This window comes from Methylobacterium sp. WL6 (assembly GCF_008040095.1).
Taxonomy (GTDB): Bacteria; Pseudomonadota; Alphaproteobacteria; order Rhizobiales; family Beijerinckiaceae; genus Methylobacterium.
On record NZ_VRVH01000056.1, the window covers coordinates 1 to 22,435 of the forward strand.

Here is a 22,435-nt window from a genome sequence, read left to right on the forward strand (position 1 = left end):
CCGATGGGCGGGGCGGGATCGTCGCCGGGGCGGGGCGTGTCGGACATGCGGTGGTCTCCTCCTGCCGGCGGTGCGTTGACGTACCGGGCCCCGGGCCAACGCAGGACGCGTCCTTACGGTCCCACTTACGGGACGACCGGCGTCTCCTCGAAATGCACGTGCGTGATCACGCGGCGCATCTCGGCGACCAACGCCTCGACCTCCGCGGTGGGGATGCCGGGCTTCAGGTCGAAGGCGAACGGCTTCATCGTGTCAGCCGCCGGCGCACCGGGCATGCCCTGCTGCTCAAGCATGATGTAGGGATTGCCGTTCTCGTACTCCTTCACGCGCACGCACAGTTCGACAAGCTGGGTCATGGTCGGCTCCGAAGGGGTTGGCTGGTATGGGATCAGGCGGCAATCGCCCAGGGGCGGACTGACGTGGCTACCCGGGTGCCGCGACGTTCGACGGCGACGGCGAGGCACAGGGCTGCACGGGCCGCCTCGATGAGCGCGGGGCTGCGCGCGGCCTCGGCCATGACGAGAGCATTGGCGACGTCGAGCCACGCATGGCGCGACCGAACCACCGGCAGCCTCGCGTCCTCGACGGCGCGACGCGCCTGCGCGACGGAGGAGAGGCTGTCCGGAAAGCCGGCGAGGCCGACGGTCGAGACGGGGGTCGAGAACGGTAGGTTTCGGTCGGACATCGGCGGCTCCTCTACTTCGTATGCCTGCAGAGAGCCGTCCGATTGTGGTGCCGGAGAAGTGGAACCGTGGTTGCAATCGGGCGACGGAACGATCTTTTCGGCGGGGTCGGGGGGTGCATGGATCACCTGGCATTCACATCGCCGCGAGTACCCCGTCCGGTGGCGGTCGTGATCCACCCCCGGTGAAAGAGGAGCCGCCGATGCCGAACCCTTCCACGACGGAACGGACGATCGCCCGACGCGGGCGTTCCGGGGGCGGTCTGCGCCCGGAACAACTCGCCCGCCTAAGCGAATGCCTGAGCACGGCGTTCGACGTACCGCCGGACGCCTTTCCGTCCGACATCGGCGACGCGCTCCGGCGCCTCGAACGTGCGATGGAGGCGCGGTCCGTACCCTCGCCGGCGGATGTTATCCGCGACGGTCTCATGGCGGCCCTGCCGGCGCTCAGGCGCTTCGCCGTTGCGCTCACCCGCGACGCCAATCGCGCGGACGACCTCGTGCAGGACACGGTGGTCCGCGCCTGGGACAAGGCGGAGGGTTTCAAACCCGGTACGACCCTGCAGGCCTGGCTGTTCACCATCCTGCGCAACCTGTTCTACTCCGAGCAGCGGAAGCGGGAGGTCGAGGACGTCGATGGCATGCACGCCGGACGCCTGGCGACGCTTCCGGCCTAGGACCCACGCGTCGAGGTCGGCGAGTTGCGTTCGGCCCTGAATCATCTGCCGGACGCGCACAGGGAGGCGCTCCTGCTTGTGGGGGTGCAAAGCCTCTCCTACGAAAAGGCCGCGCGGATCTGCGGTATCGCCGTCGGTACGATGAAGAGCCGTGTCAGTCGGGCCAGGGCGTTCCTGTTGGGCTATCTCAGGATGGACGCAGCCGATGGCCTCGGGGTCGATGCGAGAATGCTGGCGGCGATGCCGGGATGACGGATGTCCGTCATTCTATGGTCGTAACCGCAGCCATTGAGGGACATTGGCGACGGCGGTCCGATGATCGCCCCCCCGAATTCCTGCAGGGGACCAATCTCTACGTTCAATCCCCTTGCATCTCCCGCACCCAGCGCCAGAACGGGTCGTTCGACGTCTCAGCCAGAACAGCGGGCGGTTGGCCAAGGATTTCGGCTGCGTTGTCCGGGATCGTGATGGCGTACCGGTGAGTTAGCCAAGCCCGGTACGCCGCGTTGCGACCGCTCACGCGCGGGGGCTTCTTCGGCACGTCCAGGCAATCTCCGCTGAGTTCCTCATAGCCGATGGCCAGCAACCGTAGGAAATCGAGCGGGGTCCGGCCGAGCAGGCAGGCCTGCCCTTCGGAACCGAGGTGGACGATGTGCCGGTTTCCGGTGTCGTCAAGCCAGAAAGCCGCGTGGGAACCGTCACCGCCGGTCCGCGCGAACGGCACAAGCCGGTTCTCGATGCTTGGTACCTTATGTCCGCACCAGCTGCCCGCATAATCGCGGGCCTGTTCAGGCGTCGCTACCCTGAAGAGGACCGGCGTGACGCGCTCGGCATCCACGTCGTCAGGGCTGCCGAGCAGTCCGAGCCTGTCGCCGGGGTAAGCTTGGCTCGACATGAAGAAGCCGTTGGCCTCCACCCAGTCGAACAGGGCGTCGAACTCGTCCGGCAGGGGGAGCGAAGCCAGAGGCGGTCTGCCATCTCTTGCGCGTAGGTCATGCAGCGTCCTCCCCTAGCGAGGGTTTGCCGGTGGAGCCGACGTTGCGTTCGGCTCGCCGCGACGAGGTCATCGCGTGCCTTATCGTCAGAACCCGGCGGCGCGGGGCGCCCAGTAGTAGGCCAAAGCCTCGGCCGTGTCGCGGTGCCGGCTCAGCCCCCTGGTTACCTCAATACATCGTTCGTCCAACGCCACGTGCCATTCCATGAAGCGCGCGACCGCGCGGACCTGCCCTGGTGTCAGGTCCGCCCAGCGCGTCCGGGCGTATGCTCCCCAGGAGCCACGCTCGGGGCGCGCCTCGTCGATCAATGCGTCGCGGGTCCTCACGTCGAAGCCCAACGTGACGGTGTGCATCGGATCGAGCTGAAGCTTGAGCGACGCAGTCAGATAGGCCGGCAGGTAGAAGCGTAGAGCCGCGTTCGACAAGAAGCAGCGGGCCGTCGTCAGACCGTTGTCGGTGTTCGGTACGGCGTGGAGCCACTCGCCGTCCAGGGACGTCCAATCCCGCGCCTCGGCGAAGGCCGCGGCGGCTTGGACCGCGTCGCTACTATGCAGGTTGTCTACGAGCGGGGGAAACGGCTCGGGTCGGCGAGTGGGGAACACCCGCAGGAACTCCGCAAGGAGGGCGTCCCGCGCTGCGGAGAGGTCCGGACCGACGTCCTCGTCATCATCCAACACCGCGTGCCTCCGAGGTCTACAAGGTCATGGGGCAGCGTGAGTTCGGGCGGAGCGAACACGCCGGTTCGACACTGGCCTCTGGTCAGGCCGTGTCGAGCAGGGTGACGACCAGACGATGCGCCCAAACGTCTTCACCCACCGATGCCTCGACGCGCAAGACGCGCCAACGCGTGCCGCGCATCCCGCCCGTATCGCGCGCGTAGCTGTTGTGCGCGTCGTCCAGACCGATCTCTACGCGATCGGTGCCGGGGATCGGGTACGACCACTTGCCGAGGCCGAGGTAGTCGATATGGTTTCCCACCGGTACCTTGAACGGCCTGCAAAAGGTGAGCGTAAATTCTATCGCCGCCTCTTCCATCGTCTATAGGGTACGACGGCTCATCCCAACCGGCGGATCGTCTCCATCCTGGTTCGTGTCATCCAGGACGCGACGCGACCGCAAGGTCACATAGATCATCTCGATAGACCCGCGTCCGGTCGAAGAGTGGGAAATGCACGCTGCACGGCAACTCCTGCTCGATTACTTTCCACATGGCGATCCGAACCACCTTGGGGGCGAGGAGCGGGGCGAACGCCGCGTCGATACTTTCATCATGCACGAGGCCGGCAACAGCAGGTGCTACTCTGTCCTGTCACTCCGGATCGACGCGGCGTTCGTACCGGACGTCGTCTCCGAGTACCCGCACATCCCGTACGCGACGGAGCTCGCGAACGCCAAGCCGCCCCGGTGGCGCGAGATCGGCGTGCACGCCACGACCTGGACGATCCGCTCCCCCAGCGCCACGCGAGGACGCTTCATGCAACGCGGAGCCGTACGGGAGGCGCCGGTCATTAGCGCTCGTTGCGTTCTCTATGATTGGGACACGCCGTGGCTTTCGGAAGAAAGTGTGCCACGACCGGTGGCGCTTCTCGTCGACGGGGCCTGGGGACCTACGGTGTCTGGCATCGTCGCGGCGACGGCGGCAGACTTCCGTCGCGGCTACGTCGCGCACCACGAAGCCGGTCCGAACGCCCGGTATCGACACGCCTGGGCACGGGACGTCTTCTACGATAGCCGGGACACGCGAGCGAAGATCCCGCTCGTCGAGGCGATCCTCGACGGCGCCGACCTTCCCGACGGTGTCCTGGACGGACTGTCGGCGGGGCCGATCGAGGACATGATCGGCCACGAGCTTCTGGATCACGTCGCGGCGAGTGGGGAGCGACGCACGTTATGGCACCAGCTCCTGCGCTTCGCGTACTGGATCGACGAGCCAGCCGATGTTCGGGAGCGCCTCGTTGCGTTGTTCGGCGACCCGCCGCGGTAGTGGTGATCCGGCATCGCCGGGGCGCCCTCGACAAAAGCGAGGAGGTCGCTCATGCCCCGATGTGCGGATCGACATATTGCTTGAGCACGGTGACGTCCGTGAAGGCGTCGAGCCAGAGCACGATCCGATAGTGGTCGTCCCCGTCGAGGCGGTCCTCGCTCAGCGTACCCAGACCGCCATGGTAAGCCCTAACCCGATACGTGCCCGGCGTAACGGTCAGGACGTCGACCGACCCCCCGGTGCATTCGTGGATCTCCAGCCTGCCGGACGGAAGGTCGAGGCTGGCCTCCACCACGTGGTCCCATGCGTCGAGGTCGAGGCACGCCGGATGGTTCGTCACTTCGACCTCCACGGGCACTTCCATGTCCCGCTCGGGCTGGACCACCACCACGTACGGCACTGTTTTGATCCGGCGCAGGGTGTCCTCCTCCGTGTAGTCAGTCGGCGCGTCCGGACTGACCCCATGATCCCACAGGTAAAACTGATGGTAGTCGGCGAAGATGCGGTAACGCCGCGTCATGTCCGAAGCCCTCGGTCAGGTCTGTTGATAGACGGCCACCACGCCCTCGAAACGCCGCTCCGCAAGGTCGGACGCGCGGATCACGAAGTAGACGGTCCCCTCCATGTAGCGATCGTTCATCCAGTCCCCGAGATCGACCTGCAGCAGCAGTCGCCAATCGACCGTCCGCTCCTTGATCTCCTGCCCGTGATTCCGCCACGCATCCCCGTCGAGGAACTGCGCGCCAAAGTCCGAGACCGCGACGGCGTCGTGGAGCGGGTCGCCCTGTACCGGGTCCGGGCTGCCGAGGAGTTGCTGGCGGTGAACTCCATACCGTTCGGGGAGGCAACCGGGGTACAGATCTTGGTAACGGTTCCAGAAGCGCTCGAACCCCTCGTTCGTGCCTCCATGGGGGGCCCTTAGTCCGGGTAACACTCTCCTGTCGACCGTGCGGTCGTCGAACCGTAGGGATGGCCTCAGCCTCATCGCGCAAGCAGGACCTCCGTAGGTCGTGCCCTGCTCACCGGCGGGCACGCTCGCGTCATCGTATCGAGAATGGAGCGCGGCGATCTGCGCGAACTCGCGCGCCGCCGCCGCGTCGAGGTCGCTCGGCATGGACGTCCGGACGAGCGCATCCCGTGGAGTGGGATCCCAGATGACACGGGCGGTGCGCGTGCCGGTCTCCCAGGGACCGACGGCGAGATCGTAGAAGAACAGCAGCCGACCATCGCCCGGGAGGCCCGAAGCGGGGAGGTCGAAGAACGCGGCCTCGACCAAGTCCACCTGGGCAAGGAACGCGTACGGCAGCCCCAGGGCCATGTGCTCGCGCATGCGGACGGTCGCCTCGTCGTCCCCGCGGCCGGCGATAACTTCGGGGTCCTCGGCCGCGGGCGGGCGCGGCCACGCCGTCCCGGGCGGAAGATCGGGGGTGCCCCCGAACCGCGTACCGCCGATGGGGCCTTCGCCGGTTATGGGCTCGAACCCGAAGCTCGGGATCAGCGCCCCGACCAGCAGATCAGTCTCCTGGGCATCAAAGCCCCGATCCCGCAGTACCTGTCGGGCTTCTGCGACGCCGCCGAACATCTTGGCCTCCCAGGCAGTGCCGATCACCGTGTCCCTGAAGTAAAAGTCCGTCGCCCGTCTGACGTACGGTCGTCGCGAGCCGATCGGTGTCCGGCGAAACCGAATTCTTTGGACGGCGACGCCTCCCGGGATGTGTGTCACAAGGGAGCGGTGACCGATATGGGGTTGCCCATCCGCCCTTCCGGAGCAACAGCCATCGGTACGTCCACGAGGCCGTATCCTCCGTTCGGGGAGGCAAGATGTTCCACGACGCCTTCGTAAGCAGGTTCGTCGCCCAGGAGACCGGACTCGTCATCGAGGTCGACGAGTTCTCCTTCTCCTCCAACGAAACGATGCCACCAGCGCGCATCGTCATCGCCGGGGCGCGGTGCATCATCCGGAACGACGAGATCGTCGGCGCCTTCGAGGTCGAGAGCGGCGACGCCGAGATCAACGACCTATACCCCTATCCCAACGGTGTTCGGCTCGTCCTGTTCTGGCACCAAGGGAACCCCAGGGCACCGGCGCACTGCTGCGGTTATCGGTTCCCGGGCGCGACGCTTCACATTGAGGCGCTGTCGGGCGGCCCCCTCGTCCCGGTACGCACGTCGGAGCCCGACGACGAGGGTGGGACGTGAAGCCATGGGTCGTCGGCTTGTCGGGACGAGGCCGCGCGAATCGACATGAGCGCATGGCCACCCGGTTTGAAGCAAGCGCGGTCGCCGCGGATGGGTGAATGAGCGATCCCGGCATACCCGACGTCGAGTTCGCCCCGTGGCCGACCCAGGTCCAGAACGATGGCTTGGACCTCGTCGACTTGGCCTTCGACCCACGGGTTCCACCTCTCCCACCCGATCTGCAAGAAGGCCCGTCCCATCCTGAAGGCGGGACGCGAGCGTTCGGCGGCACCTTGCGGGCTACGTTCGCCGATCCCCGCGGTGGACGGGTCGCCCGCTTCGCGTTCCGCGGAGTCGTCGCGTTCCGCGTGCTCGACGAGCACGGATTACTAGAGCTCTGGGACGCTTCAGCCAAGCGCCCGCGCCCCGCTCGCACGACGTTCCGGGTCAGGGGCCACGGATGGACACGTGAGAGCCCCCTGGTGTTCGACAAGACCGGAGACGTCGATCCGTACAGCCACATGGTGGCGACGGATGATCTTTGCCTCGAAGTGGTCTGTACCGTGAAGCCTATCGTGACCATCGTCCGTGCCGATGGGGGTTGGTAGCGACGTGCCGGCCAGGGGCAAGCGTCCGGGCGGCGATCCGAACGTCCGTTATGACTTCAAGTCCTCTGTGGTGCGCCCGCCGCCGACGATGTTGCAGGCGTAGGAGTCGGCGGTGTCGTCGAAAGACAGTTGTCGCGTCCGCGTACCCGAGCGGTCGACGATGTGGTAGGTGTCGTCGTAGGAGCGACATTCATCGGCGGCGTAGGCGATGGTGACGTGGTGGGTCCGCGCCATCGAGGCGAACTGCCCTACATCGATGGGTCGATAAAACCTTATCGACGCCATGAAGGGGAAGTCGCCGTCGGGTGCGAGGGCGTAGACAAGTACATGGTCACTGTCCCAAGCGTCGAGCTGAGCCTGGAACGGCGTCTCCTCCGTCAGCGTGCGGGTGGGCGGCAGGCCGAACGCCGCGGCGAACAAGGCGGCCACCGTTGCGGCCGAGGAGGATCTCGCCGCGGACGAGAAGGCCACGAACACGTCGCGGCCCTCAAATGCCTCCCTGGTTGCATACGGTGCCATGGCGTTCGGCTCCGAGCCGCCCCTGACTGGAGATGGAGCTCTGCGGTGGGCGGGACAGCCCTCTCGAAGCAGCGATCGCGCGTTATGACGACGGGACTACGCCACATTGCACTTTCGCTCATCGGGCCGGCCCTCGTCGTGGTCGAGCTGTTACTTGACCGATGTGGCTTCAGCGTCCCTCGACCCATCCTTACCAGGCACGGGCGACGATGGCCGCGGCCGAGGACGCTTGGTCGAGGTGAAAAAAGCTGAATTTTAATCTCGGAACACTCACGGGATATTGAGTCGAGGGATCCGGGATCGGCGCGATGATGAATTCAGACGGCACATCCTGGTCCACCGAAATGGAGTTGTTCGCTGCCCTCCCGGGTGGACGGGCGGTCATGGATTGGTTCGGCTTCGTGCCGTCCTTCCATGATGCGGAACTCGATCGCATTGAGGTGATGAGAGGCGCTACGTTGATGGCGCTTCGGACCTTCCGCATGACGGACGCAGTGGATGCGAAGGGCGCTTTGGTGCTCGACAAGCATGCGATCGTGACACTTCACTTGTCTGACGTGACCGGCGTGCATCTTGTCGGCAACGCCGCAGCGATCCTGCTGGAGCTCGGCATTCGGCGGGTCGAGGCTGCGCCGCCCGGCTTTGGCAACTGCGGGGGACCGACTAGCGGCGATATCGAGGTGAGCTTCGAGACCAGTTACGGTTTGGAGGGATCTATCTTCGCGCGCTGGGTGCGCTTGAGCATCGATCCCTTTCGTTGAGGATCGGTGCTCGGAAGTCTCGCTCCCGGAGGTCCAACGCCCGCTTTTCAACGACGAGCCAATGCCGCTTTCGGTAACAAGTCGCATCGAAAATGCCCACAATTTCCCTGGATCCGGACTACCGCCCGCCGCGATACTCCATCTTGTTCGGCGCGGCCGTGTGCACAGTCCGCACCCGTTATGGCGGGCCGAACGCGAGCAAGTGCGCGCCGTCCGGGGCAAGCGCTGGACGGTGCGTGTGGACGTCCCGCTCGAACCTCCGCTCAACCTTCGAAATGTTGTAGGTGCGACCTCGGCAGATCCAACATGGCTACTTCAACGAGGCGCGCGCAGGTGGATCACGGCGGCGGTCGGGTGCGCTGCGAACGGGGCCTGGAGCGAGCAGGTCCGGTGGCGGTCATCGACGGTGCCGTCCACCCTCCACCGTCCCGGCACGCAGGCGCCGGGGCGTACGTCGTGACATGCCAGCAGCGGCCTAATGTCTTCTATCCCGGAAAGATCGATCCGCGGTACCGCAATGCCGTCACGTCGAGGCGCCGCGCAGCAGCGAGCGTAGAGCCGCCGGGAGTTCGGTGTGCGGCGGGGCCGGCACACCGTCCGAGGAAGCATCGGGCAATGGCGCGTCGAGCCGTGCGGCGCGGAAATGGTACTCCGAACGCCCCATCCCGCCATCGCGCCCGATACGCTGGGCGATATCCTTGAGGTTGCAGGCACGCAGCAGCCAACGCGTCCCGCCGCCCCGCATCACCATGAGGTCGGCGTCGTTGTCATCGCTGCCCAGCGAGTCGTCCCGTAGGGCGATGGCAAGGCGCACTCGGGTGTCGCCTCCCTCCTCGACGATCTCATAGCTGCCGTCGTAGGACCGTACCTCGTGCGGCGCACCGGTCTTGCGGTGGTTGCGCCAGAACAACAGGCGGTAGTGGCCGGTGGTGGAATCGCCGCTGGGTTCCAGCGCAAGCAGGCGGCGGTCGTCGAAGTAGACCGACAGGTACAGTCCGCCGACCCCGTGCGCATCCGCTGCGACGTCCGCAAAGGTCGCGCGGTGCTCAGGGGGCATGGCGACCGCCAGGTTCTCGGCGGGCGGTGCATCGGGCATAGCGGCGAGGTCGACCGCATCGCGCAGGCGCGTGTGCAGCGCCAATGCATCGGTGCGGATGATCTTGAGGATCCCCACGGGGAGCAGCGTCTGGTCGACCTCGTAGACCTCGCTCGGGCCTAACGGTCCCACGGTGTCGAGGGCCGCGTGCAGTCTCCGAAAGGGGACGAGCGCTTCGAGCGCTTCGGGGTCGGCGAGCGTTTCGTTGAAGAACGCGGTGAGGTCCCAGCTCAGCACCGCCGTACTGCGCTCCACGGGGTCGAGCACGGCGACGTCCTCGTCCGTTGCAGTGAGCTGGCGATGGTACAGGATCGTGCCGAAGGGCGTCAGGGCGATCGGCACGCGGCGCGTCTCGTTAGGCGGCGTGACGATCCAGCGGTCAAGGACGGGTTGCCACAGCCCCGGGTCGACGAGTCGGAGGAGCCGGGCGCCGTAGGGGCCAGGCCCGTAAGTGCGCCACAGTTCGGCGAGCGCTGCCGGCAGGTCGCCTGTCGGTGACGCTATCGGCCGGGCGCTTGATCTCGGCGGATGCGTCACAGCGAAAGGCGCGAGTTCGATTCCGTCCGTCATCGTGTGCCTATCGGTCGGTCACGCGTGCGTTGTCGCAGCTTACCGCAAAAAAGGCATTCCGTGGCCTCCGTGGTGCCTGAAAACCATTCTGGCATTCGCCTCGATTGCGTCGGGAAGATCCCTTGGCAAATGGAACGAGGCAGTCGCATCTCGTCGATGCGGTCCCTGGCAACGGAGACGGAGTTTCCGATGCGGAACGGGTCAATCGATGCCGAGTAGGCGTATCAGCACCAAGCTGACGGCAACGAGCAGGGCGAGCGAGCCGAGTACCGCCAAGGTGACGCGGCCCCCCACGCGAACGAGGACACGGACGTCGACGCCGAGACCCAAAGCGGCCATCGACAGCACGGTCAGCAAGCCTGCGAGTTGTCGAAGAGGTTGGACAGCTGGGTCGGGGATCAGCCCAAGGGACCGCAGGGTGGCCAACGCCAGGAACCCAACGATGAACCAGGGCACGAGCTTGGCGAGTCCGGGCCGGACCGCATCCCGAGTCCCCGCCGCCCCGTCCGACGGTAGGCGGGCGGCCACCAGGGAGCACACAAGCACCACCGGCCCGAGCATCAGGACCCGCACCAGCTTGACCAAGGTGCCGACCTGCGTGGCCGCGAGGCCGACCGGTACCGTCGCTGCCAACACCTGGGGAACGGCATAGACGGTGAGACCCGCCAGCACCCCGTACTGATGCTCGCTCATGCCAGCCAGAGGCACGAACAACGGGAGTCCGAGCACCATGAGAACGCCCAGGACGGCGGTGAAGGCGATGGCCGCGGCGATATCCCGGGCCTGGGCGCCGATCACGGGGGCCACGGCGGCGATGGCGGAGTTGCCGCAGATCGCGTTGCCGCAGGCCACCAGGATCGCCATGCGTACGGGTAGCCCGAGCGCCAGGCAGATGCCGACGCCGGCAGCGATGCCGACGACGACCGTTCCCACGATGCCGGCGAGCAACGCCGGCCCCGAGGCGAGGATCGCCCCGAGGCTCAGCGACGCGCCGAGCAGGACGACCGCGACCTCCAGCAACTGCTTGGCGCAAAACGCGATGCCGGGGCGGAAGCTCGGCCCAGGTTCCCAAGCCGTGCGCAAGGCCGTACCCAGCAGGATCGCGAGTACGAGAGCCTCGACGTAGGGATGGCCGAGGAGGCGTTCCTCCACCGCTTGTGCGGCGACGGCGAACAGGGAGACGCCGAGGCACGCGCCCACTCCGGGAAGGACGTTCGGGAGACCCGCGTTGCCCCGTTTCGTCCCATCCGCGTTCCTCGGGGATTCGATCGCGCCCAAGCAAGTCCCCGGAGTTCGTCGGAAGGATGCGGTCGCCGCGGCCGACCACTGCGGAGATGAGATTTCTGATCGCCCGAACCCAGGGGCAGCCTTCGCGGCCCACCCGGCCCATTCGCCGGCATCGGCATCGTTTCCCGCGCGCGGTCGCCCGACGCGGTATCGCCTGAGATCCCAAGAGTGCCCCCTGGGCCGCGGAGCCCTTGAGGATCGGCCCGAGGACGTGTTCTGATCGCCGAGTCCCGTCAGGTCTCGGCGCCGTCCCACCGCGAACCGTATGCGACATACCTCCGGACCGTCCCCATGGAGGGACCCGTCGACCGCGTCCCGGGTGGCTGGGCGTGTCCCCGAGGCATCTGTGCGCGGGAGGCCAAGGCGCGACGTCAGTAGGTGGCCGCGAGATAGGCGGCGATGGCCCGGCCGTCGGCCTCGTCGACCGGCGCGTGGTAGACCTTGCGCATCTTGGTGACCTCGGTCTCCCAGAACGTCGCGCCTTTCCCGGGCGGCTGCATGGCGACGTAATCCACCGAGTGGCAGGCCATGCAGTTCCCCTGCGCCGCCTCGAAGCCCGCCCGATGCGCGGGGTCCTTCGGCGCACGCAGCTGGGCGGTCGGTTCGGGCAGTTCGTAGTTCCTCGGGGCGGCGGATGCGCCGGCCGATGCCAGCGACAACGTCGTAGCTAAGGCCAGTGCCTGGGTCGTGCGAAGGCATACGGGGATCAGGATCATGTCGGTCATCCCTCAGGCCACCGTGACGCGGGTGGTCTCGATCACGTTGCGCATGTACCCGGCCGGGTTCCAACGCAGCTCCATCGGCTGCGTGCCGCCGTCGTTGGCGGTCGCCCGTACCCGGATCGCGTGCGCCCCGGCCGGCAGTTCGATCTCATGCGTCCAGGGACGGAAGGCGTAGCGGCCGTGGTCCCGACCGAGACCCGCCTCCGTCCAGCTCCGACCGTCGTCGGTCGAGACCGCGACCGAGCGGATCCCCGAGCCCCCGTCGAAGGCGATGCCGCGCAGGACCGTGCGACCGACCCTCACCCGCGCCCCGTCGACGAGATTGGTCAAGAAGGAGCGGACGTTGAAACGGCCGATCGGCACGGTCCTCTCGGGCGCCTTGCCGGGTTCGGTGCAGGCACAGGCGTTGTCCGGGATGCGGTAGGCCGTCTTCATCCAGAAGCCCTCGTACGGCTTGTCGAGGACGGTGACGGCGTTGAGGTGCTTCACCCAGTAGGTGCCGTAATGGCCCGGTACCACGAGGCGCAGCGGGAAGCCGTTGAGCCAGGGCAGGTCCTGCCCGTTCATCGCGAACGCGAGCATCACCTCCCCGTCTCGGGCATGGTCGAGGTCGAGCGCCTTGGCGAAGTCGGGCGTGTCGGGAAGGACCGGCCCGTCGAGACCCTCGAAGGAGACCTGCACGGCCCCTGCCCTCACCCCGGCCCTGTCGAGGACGGCCTTGAGCGGCACACCGGTCCACGAGGCGCAGCCCATGGCACCGTTGGCGAGCTGGCCTCCGGCCATGCGTGGCTCGAAGTAGCCGCGCGAATTGCCCGAGCATTGGTTGACCGCCACGATCTCGGTCGTCGGCATACCCCTGAGATCGGCGAGCGAGAAGGAGGCCGGCCGGTCGACATGGCCCTTCACGTCCAGGCGGAACGCCTCCGGGTCGATCTCGGTGGGGATGTCGGCGAGGTGGTATCGCACGAAGAAGGCGTCGTTCGGCGTGATCGCGCCCTCATCGAACACGGCGAACGGTGTCTCCAGTTGCGGCGGCCGCGCCGTCATCTGCAGGAGCGGACGCTTGCCGGGATAGGCTACGAGCGGCCGCTCACCGTTGCCGAACGGGAGGATGGTCTCCGCGGCCATCGCGCTGCGCCCCGCAAGTGCCAAAGCACCTGCGCCGAAAAGGACGTCACGTCTCAGCATATCGGGTCTCCCCCTTCGTCGTTCCGGTCATGGTCGCTTCAGGCGGACAGGCCGAGTCCGAGGAGACGATCGGCATTGCGCCACAGGGCCGCGTCGAGAGCCTCGTCCGAAAGGCCGAGCTGCCGGAAATCCTCGACGCCCTGGCGCATCGGTCGGAACGGGAACGAGGAGCCGAACAGGAACTGGTCCCTCAGCGGCCCGTTGGCGGCCTCGACGTAGAGCCGCCCGCCCGCCGAGAACGTGTACATGTCCGGCGACACGAACACGTTCTCGTTCCGGAAGGCCACCGTGACCATCTCCGCGACGTGCGGGTAGAACCCATGGCAGCAGACAAGCGGCAGCTTCGGGAAGGTCTTGGCGACGCGGTCGACGGCCAAGGGATCGTTCAGGCGCAGGTCGGGCGTGGTTGGACCCGACATCACGAAGGCCGGGACCCGCAGTTCCTGAGCGAGCTCGTAGAGCGGCATCAGGCGCTCGTCGTCGGCCCGCATCCCCTCCGCGTAGAAGCCGGCATCGAGGTTGATGGCCTTGAAACCGAGTTCCGTCACGGCACGCCTCGCCTCGGCAACGGCGGCATCCCGGCCGAGCTCGATCGGATCGACGGAAGCGATGCCGATGAGTCGCTTGGGGTCGTGGCGGGCGACGGACGCCAGTTCATCGTTCGAAACCCGGACGTCCGGCACCGAACGAGCCACCATGATTGCGACATCGATCCCCGCCCCATCCATCTCCGAACGGAAGCCTTCGATGGTCATGCCGCGGGTGAAATGATCGATCTCCCTCGTACCGACGCGCTCGTTGAGCCACCGCACCACGCCGTAGGAGGGCGTGTCCGGCTCGGCGCCGAAGAAGGCATGCAGGAAGGTCGGACGGCTACGCATGTCCACGATGGGCATTCTGGTGCTCCAGGGTATCGCGAGGGGTGTGGGTGAAGCACCGGCACGGGGGCGAGACGCGTGCCGGCGCTTTCGGTTCAGTGCGAGACGGCTTCCAGGACCTTGCCACGGGTCTCGACGCCCAGGGTCAGGACGAGCACCGCGGCGATGAGGAAGCCACCCGCACCGACCTGGAACGCCGTCGCGGGACCGTAGTCGCGCACCAGGACCGGGACGATCATCGGGCCGAGGATGGCGCCGATCCGCCCGAAGGCCGAGGCGAAGCCCGCGCCGGTCGCTCGTGCCCGGGTAGGGTAGAGCTCCGGCGTGTAGGCATACAGGCAGCTCCACATGCCGAACATGAAGAACTGCATCACGAAGCCCGTAACGAACAGCCATGTCTGGTCGACGGCGTTGCCGTAGGCGTACGCCGCCACCGCGGCGCAGACGAGATAGATCGCGGTCGTCGGCTTGCGTCCGATCCTCTCCAGCATCAAGGCCGCGGTGAAGAAGCCCGGGATGCCGCCGATGGTGATCAGGGTGACGAAGCCCACCGACCCGACGATCGAGAAGCCGCGTTCCTTGAGAAGGACCGCGATCCAGGAATTGAGGCCGAAGAAGCCGATCAAGGCGAAGAACCACATGCCGAAGGCCATCACCGTACGCAGGCGGTACTCGGCCGAGAAGAGCGTCAGGATGGGGTTCTGGTGCGCGACCGGAGCGGCGACGGCCGTGATCATGGGTGCCACGGGGGGGAGAGGTTTCCCGGTGGCTCGCTCGACCTCGCGCTCCATCATCGACATCACCGCGTCCGCCTCGGCGTGACGCCCGTTGTCCGCGAGCCATCGCGGGGATTCGGGCATGGAGCGGCGGACCAGGAGGACCACCATCGAGAGCAGTCCCACGATGACGAACGCCCAGCGCCAACCGAGGTATGGCAGCACGAAGAAACTGATCGCCCCCGACAGGACGTAACCGATCGCCCAGAAGCCCTCCATGAAGGCTATGTACTTGCCGCGCACGTTCGCTGGCACGATCTCCGAAACCATCGCTTGGGCCACCGGCGCCTCGCCGCCGACGCCGACCCCGATCAGGAAGCGGCAGACCATCAAGGCCGTGAGGCTCCAGGCCGCCGCCGCCGCGAGGCTGGCGAACCCCCAGACGAGCATGGTAACCTGGAATACGGTCTTGCGTCCGAACTTGTCGGAGGCCGTCCCCGCGATCACGTTCCCGACCAGCTGACCGGCGAACGTCATGGCGGCGAGTTGACCGGCCTCCGTCGGCGTAAGCCCGAACGCGACGACGATCGAGCCGAGCAGGAAGGTCAACAGCGCCACGTCCACCTGGTCGACCAGCCATGCCGAGGCGATGATCGCGAAGACCTTGCGCTGGTAGCCGGACATCGGCAGCCGTTCGAGCCGACCGGCGATATCGGTGGTCGCCGCCGCTGCCGCGGCGCGTCCGGAAGCGGTGAGTTCGATCCCCATCTCGATCGGGGGGGCGCTCGCGAGTTGCATGGCGTATCTCTCCCTGGACTGGCTGATCGATCACCGTGGCATCGGCAGAGCGACCTCATCGGTCATTGTCGAGCGGCTGGCGGCTCCGAACTTGCACCGGATAGAGCGCCATGCCGATGTGCATCATTTTTCTAATTTTGCCGATGTCGATAGGCAAACCCTTCCCTTTTCGACGCAAAGCATGCAAATATAATTCTCTTTTACCCTATAGCCCATTGTTATGGCCCTGAACCTCCATCTCCTCCGCCTGTTCGCTTCCGTGGCACAAACCGGCAGTTTCTCGCGCGCCGCCGACGATCTGAACGTCAGCCAGCCTGCGATCTCGCGAGGGGTTCGAGACTTCGAACTGCAGGTCGGATGTCGATTGCTCGACCGTGGTCCCCGTGGCGTACGCGTCACCCGCGAGGGAGAAGCGTTGCTGCGGTACGCGAAGTCGTTGTTCGCCATGGAGCGGGCTGCCGAGGAGGAGTTGCGATCCCTTCGCGAATTGGGCGAGGGCATTCTGCGGATCGGCGCAAGTACCACGATCGCCACATACATGATTCCCAGCTATCTCGGTAGTTTCTACAAGGCTCATCCAGGGGTCGAGATCAGCATCGTCAGCGCCAACACGCGTGCGATCGCTACACTGTTGCTCGAACATGCCATCGATGTCGCCCTTGTCGAGGGTCCCGTCGACGAGCCGGGCATCGTCAGCGAAGCGTGGCTCACGGACGAGATGGTGCTGATCACATCGCCCGAGCACGCCTTCGCCCGCGAGATCGAGCCGGTCGATACCGCCCGTCTGAACGCCGAGACGTTCATCTGTCGGGAGCCGGGTTCCGGCACGCGGGAAATCGTTGCGGAGGTTCTACGGAACAACGGAATCCGCCCCGTCCGGAGCTTGGAGATCGGCAGCACGGAGGCGATCAAGCAATTGGTGGCGAGCGGGCTCGGCGTGGCGATAACCTCGGCGGCTGCGATCCGTGACCAGATCACGCTACGCACGTTGATCGTCGTACCCATCCATCGCCTGCGCATGGAACGGACGCTGTGGCGATTATCGGTCCCCGGGCGGCTGGCCAATCCAGCGACGATCGCATTCGAGCGGTTGATCCAGATATAACCGGCAGAAGGGGTAGGCACGGTGTGTTTAGGCCCCGTGCCGGGCCAACAAGGTCTTACATGTCGGATCGCGTGGCCGACGCCATTCAGGTTCTCGACAGGGGCGTGCGTGTCTGTCGGAAGGGGGCGGTCGTACGCCCGCAACATGCGACTCCGTAAAGACGGTAGCGGGTAGCGCGACCGACGACCTGCTACCAACCCGGGCGAGCGAAAATTGACGGCGTCGATGATCTTTCCGTCCATTACGGAGGGGGCCCATGCCGACGAGGCCAGAGGTGTACGAGGCAACGGACGCGCTCAGGGGACAGGGCAAGCGCGTCTCGCTCCGGGCGGTTATCCCGCTCCTGAAGTAGGGCGGGTCGAACCGCAAGGGCGGTCCCCTGCTCGGAACTAGGTCCTGTCGTCGCCTGAACGGATTGGCTGGGCTTGCGTTTTCATCTCTTTGAGTCGGTAGAGACGATGCTGAGCGATGCGCAATGGTCTGAATTGGAGCCCCTGGTTGAGGCCTGCCGGCCCAAGGCCAAGACGCCCCAGCAGGATCTGCAACGCACGCTCTCGGCGATCCTCTGGCGGCATCAGAACGGGGCCAAGAGGCGGGCCGTTCCGGAGGAATTGGGTCCCTGGTGGCGGGCGGCGCGGATTTTCATCCGCTGGTCGCGTGCTGGCGTCTGGGAGCGCCTTCTCAGCCTCGTGCAGGAGCGCGGCGTTCAGCTCGGGCTGGTGTTCCTCGACGGCACCAATGTGCGGGCACACCCTCAAAAGGCGGCGGGGCCTGCCAAAAGGGGGGATCTGGGGCCGAGCGAGATCATCGTGAAGCTCTTGGCCGCTCGCGTGGCGGCTATGGCTATGAGGCGTGCGTGATCGCCGACGGACAGGGCCGCGCCATCGCGTTCCAGCTGGCGCCCGGTCAGGCCCACGAACTGCCCCATGCGGTTACACTCCTCGACCAGCTTCTAGGTGTGCCCAAGTGGGTCGTCGGAGACCGGGGCTACACCAGCCGCGCCTTTCAGGAGCACATTTGGGACATGGGTGCGCGGCCCGCGATCCCGCCCCAGCGCCACGAGGCGCCCGTCGCCTGCCCAGACTGCAACTACAATAACCGCAATCAGGTCGAGCGGCTCTGGGCCAGGCTCAAGGAATGGCGCGCCATCGCTACCCGATACGAGAAGACCGCCGCCAGCTTCATGGGCGTCCTCTCCCTCGCAGCCACCCTCGATTGGCTCAAGCGATGACAGACCCTAAAAGTCTGAGCTGTCGTATCGCCCGACGCTTGAATGGGCAAGCTCCCGGAGCGATGCAAGCCCGGATGCTGGCGGTGGTGGGCGAGCTTTGGGAGGCTGCGCGGACCGACGCGGCCCAAGCGCTGGCGGGCGTGCGAGAGGCGTTGGCCGCGGAACGCGCGGCATCGAACGAGATTTTAGACGAAGCGCTGGTTCGGCTCGACGCTGCGGAAAACGAGCTTGCGGTGCTCAGGGGATAGGCAACCCGGTCGGAGGCGCGGCTGCAACGCGACCAGGCGGAGGAATACTGGGATCGGATGATCTTCAAGATCCGCGGGATCATCCCCGAGGGTGGTGCCCTCAGGGTCGACCAGATCCTTCCTCGCCTGAAACCGGACTTGGTGCGGGGCGTAGACCATCACCGAGAGGACATGACGACCAAGACGCTGCGTAAAAAGCTTGTCGAACGGTCGACCCGCGTGAAGTACGTAACGAAACAGGACGGTGATCTTTGAGGACGGCGGCCGATCCCGGCTTGACTCGAACCCTGGCCTTTCCTCGGCGGCGGTCCACATCGGCCTAGCATCACCGGATCGGGTTTCAGCGGCATGTCGCAGGTGACGAAGTTTCCGCACTACCACCAGACCGAAAATCTGTTCACGAACCACGTTATGGTGATTGTGCGGATGCTCTACGAGGCATCGCCAAAGCTGTGGGGGGGTGCGGGCGCTGTGCGCGAAGGAGGTCACGGTGGGCCCCCGCTTCTCGCAGCAAGTACACGGCGCCCACTGCGTGCGGGACGGACTGGTTGCCCAAGACCCGCTGGCGGTCTTCGTGGAGACCAAGCTCGGATCGCTACCCAACCCAAGTCAGTTGGCCCGCCATTGCCAAACGATCGTCGACCGCCTGCCCGGTTGGAAAGGAAGCTTCCTGTCTCGCTGACGTCCGGACGGAGCTGACAGGCAATCTCTCGGGAGGTCGCCGACATGGCCGCGGCGCACTGCGTCTCGGCGGTGCCGGTCACGTTCGGCGAGTTCGTCAACCAGCTCGCGGAGCTTCCGTTGGCGGACCTCGCCCTCAGGGAAACCCTGCAGGAGTTCGCCGATTTCGCGCTCGCGGAGAACCTCGTGCCGCGCGACGGGCCGGAGATGGTCGCGATGCTCACGGACACTTCGTGACGGGACAATCTCGCTCACGGGGTCTACTATGAACCGATCAATCGCGGTCCGAAGTACACCCGGGCTGCCTTCCTCGGGCCCTACCACGACAAGCAGGTCAGCCACGTCGGCCGCATCGTGACCGGCATCGGGGCGATGCAGGACGACACCGGCGTAATGATCTTCGACGACCTAGAAGCGAGCGCGCTTGATGATAGGGGCAAGCAGGCGATCCGGGACATGGTAGCTGCGGCGTAAGTCTACTACTGGAGCTAGAGGCCTCGCGGCATCGTTACTACGTCATGGGCAGATTCGCTTCAACGAACTTCCGGAAAGTTTCTCATGACGGGTTACTGCTATTTCGACATCGCGAGATTGGCTAGTAGACGACTGCTCAAGCGTACCCCCTGCACTCTGGCTGCTGGTGCGTTGGACGACCTGACTTACGTATAGTTGTCGACCCTGGTCAGCCCGCCCCTGTTGTGCGTCCCACATGTAAATTGCTGGTTGCCCTACAACTGGTCCCGGATGCCGGGTGTGCGCCTTTAAGCGTCGAGGTTCTCGCAGTCGCCAGCAATTGCTGGCAGGACGATGCTAGGTCTATGGCGGCCACCACGGCTTCCAGTCTTCATCTAGGGGACCCCACCAGGGGGTGGGGTGGCCCGGACAGGGCTCGGCGACCCCATCGACCGGCACGTTCCCCTCACCCGCGGGGCGATGTCCCTGTTTAGGGACGCGCCTTGTCCCGGCGCTCCCGCTCAACGTCGTGGCCCTCCAGCCTGTACGCGAGCAAGATTGCCCCGGCGGTCACGACGAGCCAGCCCGCGTGCAGCCAGGCGTACCAGGGTAGCGTCATGCGGGCATGCCGATCGTGGCGAGCGCGGCCGCATCGTCCTCTTGCAGAGCGACCGGCGGCGGCGCTCCCCGCAGGGCGTCCTCGTGCCGGAGGAGGGTCAGCCAGAGGACCTGGCGTTGGACGTCCAGCGTCCACGTCAGGCCGCCTAGCTGAACAGGGGCATCGGCAAGCGGCGTAAGCGCATCATTGGAGGGCACAACACCGCATGCGCTCCATGACGCGGGGATCGTACCAGGCTGGCTGGACAGACGATCGAGAAGGTCGCGGGCCGTCGGGCCTACAAGATTGGCGTGCGCGGTCCTTACCTCTTCACACGTGCGACGCCCGCGGTTCGGCGGCAGGACGCGGCGTCCACCGCCGTCCGCGCGCTCGTACATGCGCTCGCCTGGGGAGAGGCGGGTGACGTACAGGTCGGTGCTGACCCGCACGATTCCATGGGCCACTGCATGAGCGACGAGCGCGGCCGCCTTGACGACCTTCGTCGTGTCGAGGACGTGGTACGGCAACCCCGACCGGCCCGCCTTCCAGGCCATCCAGTGCCTAACGAACGTCAGCGGGCCGATCGCGTCGCCCGGCGCGACGTTCGCCGCCTGCCAGAGTTCGGTGACGTCGCGCTCGGTGAGGTGCGGGCTCGTGTGCAGCATACGGCGAGGCGACCGCAGGGTCTCGGCGACCAGGGCGGGGACGTCGCCGGGGTCCAGGCGGGGCGCGCGGGCCATAGCTACTGCCTACCTGCGACCGGCTCGGCATCGAGCGAGGGCATGCGGGCCTCGGACACGCCTAGGCTCGCGAGCGTCTCACGTAGGTCGTGCCGAGCGTGGTCGGCACGGTAGACGTGGCCCCACGTCGAGCACCGCACGACGTGGGCCTTCTGGAACAGGCGCGTTCGCACGTCGTCCAGGGCCGGGTGAGCCGGGTCGACGCCGAGCCTGATCAGGCTGGCGTCGAACGCGGCGGCGAAGTCGTCGAACGCCACGATCTCGTGGACAAGGCTGCCCCCGAACGGATCGTGGATCCTCTCGTACCTGGTCCTCATCGCCTGCTCCCCTTGCTCGCCATGCGCTCCAGGCGATCGATCAGTTCGGCCGCCAGCCTATCGGCCATCGTGGCCGCCGCCTCGTCCATGCACCGCTCCCAGGACGGCGTGGCCACGGGCTCGTAGTGCGCCTCGTCTATCGACAGGTAGAGCAGCCGTGGCACGTCGTTGTTCACCACCCGGGGCACGGTGACCGTGGTCTGGTCCCGGCGCGTGAACGTCGTCGTCGGCATCTCGCGCTTGCCCGCCTTGACCGCCCGGGCGACGCGCTTGCGCCCCACGCCGGCGACCACGCGGGGCGAGCGCGCCCAGATGCCGGGATGGTCGATGAAGCTCCCTGCGGAGGGCGGCGTCACCGGCCTTGACCTCGAACACGCCCTACCGCGCCGATCCGCGCGTCGCGCCGGGCCCGCCCGTGTTGCGCGTGTACCCGGCCGCGGCCATGCGCGCGATCGCCTTGGCGTCGGCCGCCGGGACCTTGTTGCCCGCCCCGGGCTTGCCCAGGCCCGAATGGGCAATGCCCCTCGGGTTCGGGACCTTGAGCGTGGACTGGTCGCCGAAGTAAGCCTCCACGCCAACGTCACCCGGACGGCGCTCGTTGCCAGTATTGCCGAACGAATACTTGAGCCATGCGGACTGCATGTCCATGATGAACACGTCGGCCTTGGCCTCGCCGACGCTGGTGACCTTGCCCAGCAGGTCCTTGTCGACGGTGTATCGCACGCCGTCGCGGGTCGCTTGGTTCGGATGGTCGAACACCGTGTCGACGGCGCGGCGCCAACGGTTCACGCCGTCGATCGCGACGCCCGTCAGGGCGAACTGCACGGCCCGCGGGAACCGCGAGGCGCCGAGTTCCTCGAAGGCGCGCTGGGCGTCACGGACGGCGCCGGCGACGTCGATGCGGACGGCGAGGCCTGTCACGCGGTGCCCCCGAAAAGGAAGGGCCCGGCCTCTCGGCACGGGCCCCCAGTTGCGATCGCCCCTCGCCACTGGCGATGAACGAATCAAGCTTACCCGCGCGCGATGCCCGCGGCAAGGGCGGCGGTCAAGAGGCGGTGACGGCCACCGGTGCCGCGCCCTGCTGGCGGGGATCGATGCGAGCGCAGATCGCGCGTCCGGCGTCGCCGGAGGTGTAGCCGATCGCGATCATCGTGCTCTTGGCGCGCCGGGCGACGTCATGGAGGCAGATCGCGCGCGCGATCCCTTCGCCGACTGCGGGGCGATGTTCGGCTTGGAGGTCGAGCATCGCCTGTACGATTGACCAGTCGGCATGCGCGCGCACCTTGGCGCGGTCGCGGCTCGCACGGACTCGATCGGCGTGGGCGCGCTTGGCGGCTGCACCGCGCTGCGCGGCGGAACGGGGCGGTGCGACGTCGACGGGGGTAACGGACGGGGTCGGGAAC

31 protein-coding genes are annotated in these 22,435 nt (G+C 66.6%); 12 read left to right on the top strand and 19 right to left on the bottom strand.

The window, feature by feature from the left end:
* Positions 1-125 precede the first annotated feature (125 nt).
* A complete protein-coding gene (locus FV230_RS10435) occupies positions 126-356 on the bottom strand; it encodes a hypothetical protein (RefSeq protein ID WP_147842322.1) in 231 nt (76 codons plus the stop codon).
* A 32-nt stretch (positions 357-388) separates the two neighbouring features.
* The gene (locus FV230_RS10440) at positions 389-685 is read right to left on the bottom strand and encodes a hypothetical protein (RefSeq protein WP_147842323.1); all 297 of its coding nucleotides are present in this window, start codon (positions 683-685) and stop codon (positions 389-391) included.
* 425 nt (positions 686-1,110) lie between these two features.
* On the opposite strand from FV230_RS10440, the gene FV230_RS31350 reads away from it, so the two are divergent.
* A complete protein-coding gene (locus FV230_RS31350; protein ID WP_348642127.1) occupies positions 1,111-1,359 on the top strand; it encodes a sigma factor in 249 nt (82 codons plus the stop codon).
* A 24-nt stretch (positions 1,360-1,383) separates the two neighbouring features.
* Entirely contained in the window at positions 1,384-1,611 is a 228-nt protein-coding gene (locus tag FV230_RS31355) for a sigma factor-like helix-turn-helix DNA-binding protein (protein WP_348642128.1), read from the top strand.
* A gap of 106 nt (positions 1,612-1,717) precedes the next feature.
* Here FV230_RS31355 and FV230_RS10450 read toward each other — a convergent pair whose 3' ends face one another.
* The 3 genes from FV230_RS10450 to FV230_RS10460 all read right to left on the bottom strand — a co-directional run bounded on the left by FV230_RS10450 (position 1,718) and on the right by FV230_RS10460 (position 3,389).
* Positions 1,718-2,275, bottom strand: a complete 558-nt coding sequence (locus FV230_RS10450) for a hypothetical protein (RefSeq protein WP_147842324.1) — start codon at positions 2,273-2,275, stop codon at positions 1,718-1,720.
* 165 nt (positions 2,276-2,440) lie between these two features.
* Entirely contained in the window at positions 2,441-3,028 is a 588-nt protein-coding gene (locus FV230_RS10455) for a DUF6714 family protein (protein WP_147842325.1), read from the bottom strand.
* Between the two features lie 85 nt (positions 3,029-3,113).
* Positions 3,114-3,389 (bottom strand): hypothetical protein, encoded by a 276-nt coding sequence (locus FV230_RS10460; protein ID WP_147842326.1) that lies wholly within the window; start codon positions 3,387-3,389, stop codon positions 3,114-3,116.
* Positions 3,390-3,522: 133 nt separating this feature from the next.
* Here FV230_RS10460 and FV230_RS10465 point away from each other — a divergent pair, with 133 nt between their 5' ends.
* The gene (locus tag FV230_RS10465) at positions 3,523-4,338 is read left to right on the top strand and encodes a hypothetical protein (protein WP_147842327.1); all 816 of its coding nucleotides are present in this window, start codon (positions 3,523-3,525) and stop codon (positions 4,336-4,338) included.
* Positions 4,339-4,387: 49 nt separating this feature from the next.
* Here FV230_RS10465 and FV230_RS10470 read toward each other — a convergent pair whose 3' ends face one another.
* Together FV230_RS10470 and FV230_RS10475 are read right to left on the bottom strand one after the other, a co-directional pair.
* Positions 4,388-4,858, bottom strand: coding sequence for a hypothetical protein (locus FV230_RS10470; protein WP_147842328.1), 471 nt, complete (start codon positions 4,856-4,858; stop codon positions 4,388-4,390).
* A 15-nt stretch (positions 4,859-4,873) separates the two neighbouring features.
* Positions 4,874-5,947: a DUF1963 domain-containing protein gene (locus FV230_RS10475; protein ID WP_147842329.1), complete on the bottom strand. Its 1,074-nt coding sequence runs from the start codon at positions 5,945-5,947 to the stop codon at positions 4,874-4,876.
* Positions 5,948-6,159: 212 nt separating this feature from the next.
* On the opposite strand from FV230_RS10475, the gene FV230_RS10480 reads away from it, so the two are divergent.
* Both FV230_RS10480 and FV230_RS10485 read left to right on the top strand, forming a co-directional pair.
* Positions 6,160-6,537 (top strand): hypothetical protein, encoded by a 378-nt coding sequence (locus FV230_RS10480; RefSeq protein WP_147842330.1) that lies wholly within the window; start codon positions 6,160-6,162, stop codon positions 6,535-6,537.
* 98 nt (positions 6,538-6,635) lie between these two features.
* A complete protein-coding gene (locus tag FV230_RS10485) occupies positions 6,636-7,124 on the top strand; it encodes a hypothetical protein (RefSeq protein ID WP_147842331.1) in 489 nt (162 codons plus the stop codon).
* Positions 7,125-7,172: 48 nt separating this feature from the next.
* Here the strand turns inward: FV230_RS10485 and FV230_RS10490 are convergent, their stop codons facing one another.
* Entirely contained in the window at positions 7,173-7,643 is a 471-nt protein-coding gene (locus FV230_RS10490; RefSeq protein WP_147842332.1) for a hypothetical protein, read from the bottom strand.
* A gap of 308 nt (positions 7,644-7,951) precedes the next feature.
* Here FV230_RS10490 and FV230_RS10495 point away from each other — a divergent pair, with 308 nt between their 5' ends.
* Positions 7,952-8,404: an immunity 50 family protein gene (locus FV230_RS10495; protein ID WP_246694817.1), complete on the top strand. Its 453-nt coding sequence runs from the start codon at positions 7,952-7,954 to the stop codon at positions 8,402-8,404.
* A 523-nt stretch (positions 8,405-8,927) separates the two neighbouring features.
* Here FV230_RS10495 and FV230_RS10500 read toward each other — a convergent pair.
* From FV230_RS10500 to FV230_RS10525, 6 genes are all read right to left on the bottom strand, one after another.
* Positions 8,928-10,070 carry a GAD-like domain-containing protein gene (locus FV230_RS10500; RefSeq protein WP_147842333.1) on the bottom strand — a complete coding sequence of 381 codons (1,143 nt, stop codon included), beginning with the start codon at positions 10,068-10,070 and terminating at the stop codon, positions 8,928-8,930.
* 201 nt (positions 10,071-10,271) lie between these two features.
* Positions 10,272-11,339 (bottom strand): YeiH family protein, encoded by a 1,068-nt coding sequence (locus tag FV230_RS10505; RefSeq protein WP_147842344.1) that lies wholly within the window; start codon positions 11,337-11,339, stop codon positions 10,272-10,274.
* 389 nt (positions 11,340-11,728) lie between these two features.
* Entirely contained in the window at positions 11,729-12,073 is a 345-nt protein-coding gene (locus FV230_RS10510; protein WP_147842334.1) for a cytochrome c, read from the bottom strand.
* Positions 12,074-12,085: 12 nt separating this feature from the next.
* Positions 12,086-13,207, bottom strand: coding sequence for a molybdopterin-dependent oxidoreductase (locus FV230_RS10515; RefSeq protein ID WP_246694818.1), 1,122 nt, complete (start codon positions 13,205-13,207; stop codon positions 12,086-12,088).
* 98 nt (positions 13,208-13,305) lie between these two features.
* Positions 13,306-14,163, bottom strand: coding sequence for an amidohydrolase family protein (locus FV230_RS10520; protein ID WP_147842336.1), 858 nt, complete (start codon positions 14,161-14,163; stop codon positions 13,306-13,308).
* A 77-nt stretch (positions 14,164-14,240) separates the two neighbouring features.
* Entirely contained in the window at positions 14,241-15,659 is a 1,419-nt protein-coding gene (locus FV230_RS10525; RefSeq protein ID WP_246694819.1) for an MFS transporter, read from the bottom strand.
* On the opposite strand from FV230_RS10525, the gene FV230_RS10530 reads away from it, so the two are divergent.
* The 6 genes from FV230_RS10530 to FV230_RS10550 all read left to right on the top strand — a co-directional run bounded on the left by FV230_RS10530 (position 15,658) and on the right by FV230_RS10550 (position 19,161).
* A complete protein-coding gene (locus FV230_RS10530) occupies positions 15,658-15,852 on the top strand; it encodes a hypothetical protein (protein WP_147842337.1) in 195 nt (64 codons plus the stop codon). The genes FV230_RS10525 and FV230_RS10530 overlap by 2 nt on opposite strands.
* Before the next feature lie 27 nt (positions 15,853-15,879).
* Complete coding sequence (locus FV230_RS10535; protein WP_147842338.1) at positions 15,880-16,764, top strand: LysR family transcriptional regulator; 885 nt, start codon at positions 15,880-15,882, stop codon at positions 16,762-16,764.
* Positions 16,765-17,222: 458 nt separating this feature from the next.
* Positions 17,223-17,995 (top strand): IS5 family transposase gene (locus FV230_RS10540; RefSeq protein WP_147842346.1). Its coding sequence is split into 2 segments (ribosomal slippage): positions 17,223-17,541 and positions 17,541-17,995, totalling 774 coding nucleotides; the frame shifts between segments, so codons are not numbered across the junction.
* Positions 17,996-18,069: 74 nt separating this feature from the next.
* Positions 18,070-18,243: a hypothetical protein gene (locus tag FV230_RS29555; protein WP_187275462.1), complete on the top strand. Its 174-nt coding sequence runs from the start codon at positions 18,070-18,072 to the stop codon at positions 18,241-18,243.
* Between the two features lie 57 nt (positions 18,244-18,300).
* Positions 18,301-18,498 (top strand): hypothetical protein, encoded by a 198-nt coding sequence (locus FV230_RS10545; RefSeq protein ID WP_147842339.1) that lies wholly within the window; start codon positions 18,301-18,303, stop codon positions 18,496-18,498.
* Positions 18,499-18,969: 471 nt separating this feature from the next.
* Positions 18,970-19,161, top strand: coding sequence for a hypothetical protein (locus tag FV230_RS10550; RefSeq protein WP_147842340.1), 192 nt, complete (start codon positions 18,970-18,972; stop codon positions 19,159-19,161).
* 831 nt (positions 19,162-19,992) lie between these two features.
* Here FV230_RS10550 and FV230_RS10555 read toward each other — a convergent pair.
* The 5 genes from FV230_RS10555 to FV230_RS29560 all read right to left on the bottom strand — a co-directional run.
* Entirely contained in the window at positions 19,993-20,640 is a 648-nt protein-coding gene (locus FV230_RS10555) for a hypothetical protein (protein ID WP_147842341.1), read from the bottom strand.
* A 77-nt stretch (positions 20,641-20,717) separates the two neighbouring features.
* Entirely contained in the window at positions 20,718-21,032 is a 315-nt protein-coding gene (locus tag FV230_RS10560) for a hypothetical protein (RefSeq protein ID WP_147842342.1), read from the bottom strand.
* Positions 21,029-21,388, bottom strand: coding sequence for a hypothetical protein (locus FV230_RS30690; protein WP_246694820.1), 360 nt, complete (start codon positions 21,386-21,388; stop codon positions 21,029-21,031). The genes FV230_RS10560 and FV230_RS30690 overlap by 4 nt, the downstream gene beginning before the upstream one ends.
* A gap of 22 nt (positions 21,389-21,410) precedes the next feature.
* On the bottom strand, positions 21,411-21,953 hold the full coding sequence (locus tag FV230_RS30695; protein ID WP_246694821.1) for a hypothetical protein: 543 nt from the start codon (positions 21,951-21,953) through the stop codon (positions 21,411-21,413).
* Between the two features lie 124 nt (positions 21,954-22,077).
* On the bottom strand, positions 22,078-22,435 hold a 358-nt coding region (locus FV230_RS29560; protein WP_187275463.1), incomplete at its 5' end, for a hypothetical protein.

Excerpts from the sequence above, each read along its gene's own strand:
- FV230_RS10435 (WP_147842322.1), bottom strand. The coding sequence starts at position 356 with ATGACCCAGCTTGTCGAACTGTGCGTGCGCGTGAAGGAGTACGAGAAC.
- FV230_RS10440 (WP_147842323.1), bottom strand. The coding sequence starts at position 685 with ATGTCCGACCGAAACCTACCGTTCTCGACCCCCGTCTCGACCGTCGGC.
- FV230_RS31350 (WP_348642127.1), top strand. The coding sequence starts at position 1,111 with ATGGCGGCCCTGCCGGCGCTCAGGCGCTTCGCCGTTGCGCTCACCCGC.
- FV230_RS10460 (WP_147842326.1), bottom strand. The coding sequence starts at position 3,389 with ATGGAAGAGGCGGCGATAGAATTTACGCTCACCTTTTGCAGGCCGTTC.
- FV230_RS10465 (WP_147842327.1), top strand. The coding sequence starts at position 3,523 with ATGCACGCTGCACGGCAACTCCTGCTCGATTACTTTCCACATGGCGAT.
- FV230_RS10470 (WP_147842328.1), bottom strand. The coding sequence starts at position 4,858 with ATGACGCGGCGTTACCGCATCTTCGCCGACTACCATCAGTTTTACCTG.
- FV230_RS10480 (WP_147842330.1), top strand. The coding sequence starts at position 6,160 with ATGTTCCACGACGCCTTCGTAAGCAGGTTCGTCGCCCAGGAGACCGGA.
- FV230_RS10485 (WP_147842331.1), top strand. The coding sequence starts at position 6,636 with ATGAGCGATCCCGGCATACCCGACGTCGAGTTCGCCCCGTGGCCGACC.
- FV230_RS10490 (WP_147842332.1), bottom strand. The coding sequence starts at position 7,643 with ATGGCACCGTATGCAACCAGGGAGGCATTTGAGGGCCGCGACGTGTTC.
- FV230_RS10495 (WP_246694817.1), top strand. The coding sequence starts at position 7,952 with ATGATGAATTCAGACGGCACATCCTGGTCCACCGAAATGGAGTTGTTC.
- FV230_RS10500 (WP_147842333.1), bottom strand. The coding sequence starts at position 10,070 with ATGACGGACGGAATCGAACTCGCGCCTTTCGCTGTGACGCATCCGCCG.
- FV230_RS10510 (WP_147842334.1), bottom strand. The coding sequence starts at position 12,073 with ATGATCCTGATCCCCGTATGCCTTCGCACGACCCAGGCACTGGCCTTA.
- FV230_RS10515 (WP_246694818.1), bottom strand. The coding sequence starts at position 13,207 with ATGGCCGCGGAGACCATCCTCCCGTTCGGCAACGGTGAGCGGCCGCTC.
- FV230_RS10520 (WP_147842336.1), bottom strand. The coding sequence starts at position 14,163 with ATGCCCATCGTGGACATGCGTAGCCGTCCGACCTTCCTGCATGCCTTC.
- FV230_RS10530 (WP_147842337.1), top strand. The coding sequence starts at position 15,658 with ATGGCGTATCTCTCCCTGGACTGGCTGATCGATCACCGTGGCATCGGC.
- FV230_RS10525 (WP_246694819.1), bottom strand. The coding sequence starts at position 15,659 with ATGCAACTCGCGAGCGCCCCCCCGATCGAGATGGGGATCGAACTCACC.
- FV230_RS10535 (WP_147842338.1), top strand. The coding sequence starts at position 15,880 with ATGGCCCTGAACCTCCATCTCCTCCGCCTGTTCGCTTCCGTGGCACAA.
- FV230_RS29555 (WP_187275462.1), top strand. The coding sequence starts at position 18,070 with ATGCTGGCGGTGGTGGGCGAGCTTTGGGAGGCTGCGCGGACCGACGCG.
- FV230_RS10545 (WP_147842339.1), top strand. The coding sequence starts at position 18,301 with ATGATCTTCAAGATCCGCGGGATCATCCCCGAGGGTGGTGCCCTCAGG.
- FV230_RS10550 (WP_147842340.1), top strand. The coding sequence starts at position 18,970 with ATGGCCGCGGCGCACTGCGTCTCGGCGGTGCCGGTCACGTTCGGCGAG.
- FV230_RS10555 (WP_147842341.1), bottom strand. The coding sequence starts at position 20,640 with ATGCTGCACACGAGCCCGCACCTCACCGAGCGCGACGTCACCGAACTC.
- FV230_RS10560 (WP_147842342.1), bottom strand. The coding sequence starts at position 21,032 with ATGAGGACCAGGTACGAGAGGATCCACGATCCGTTCGGGGGCAGCCTT.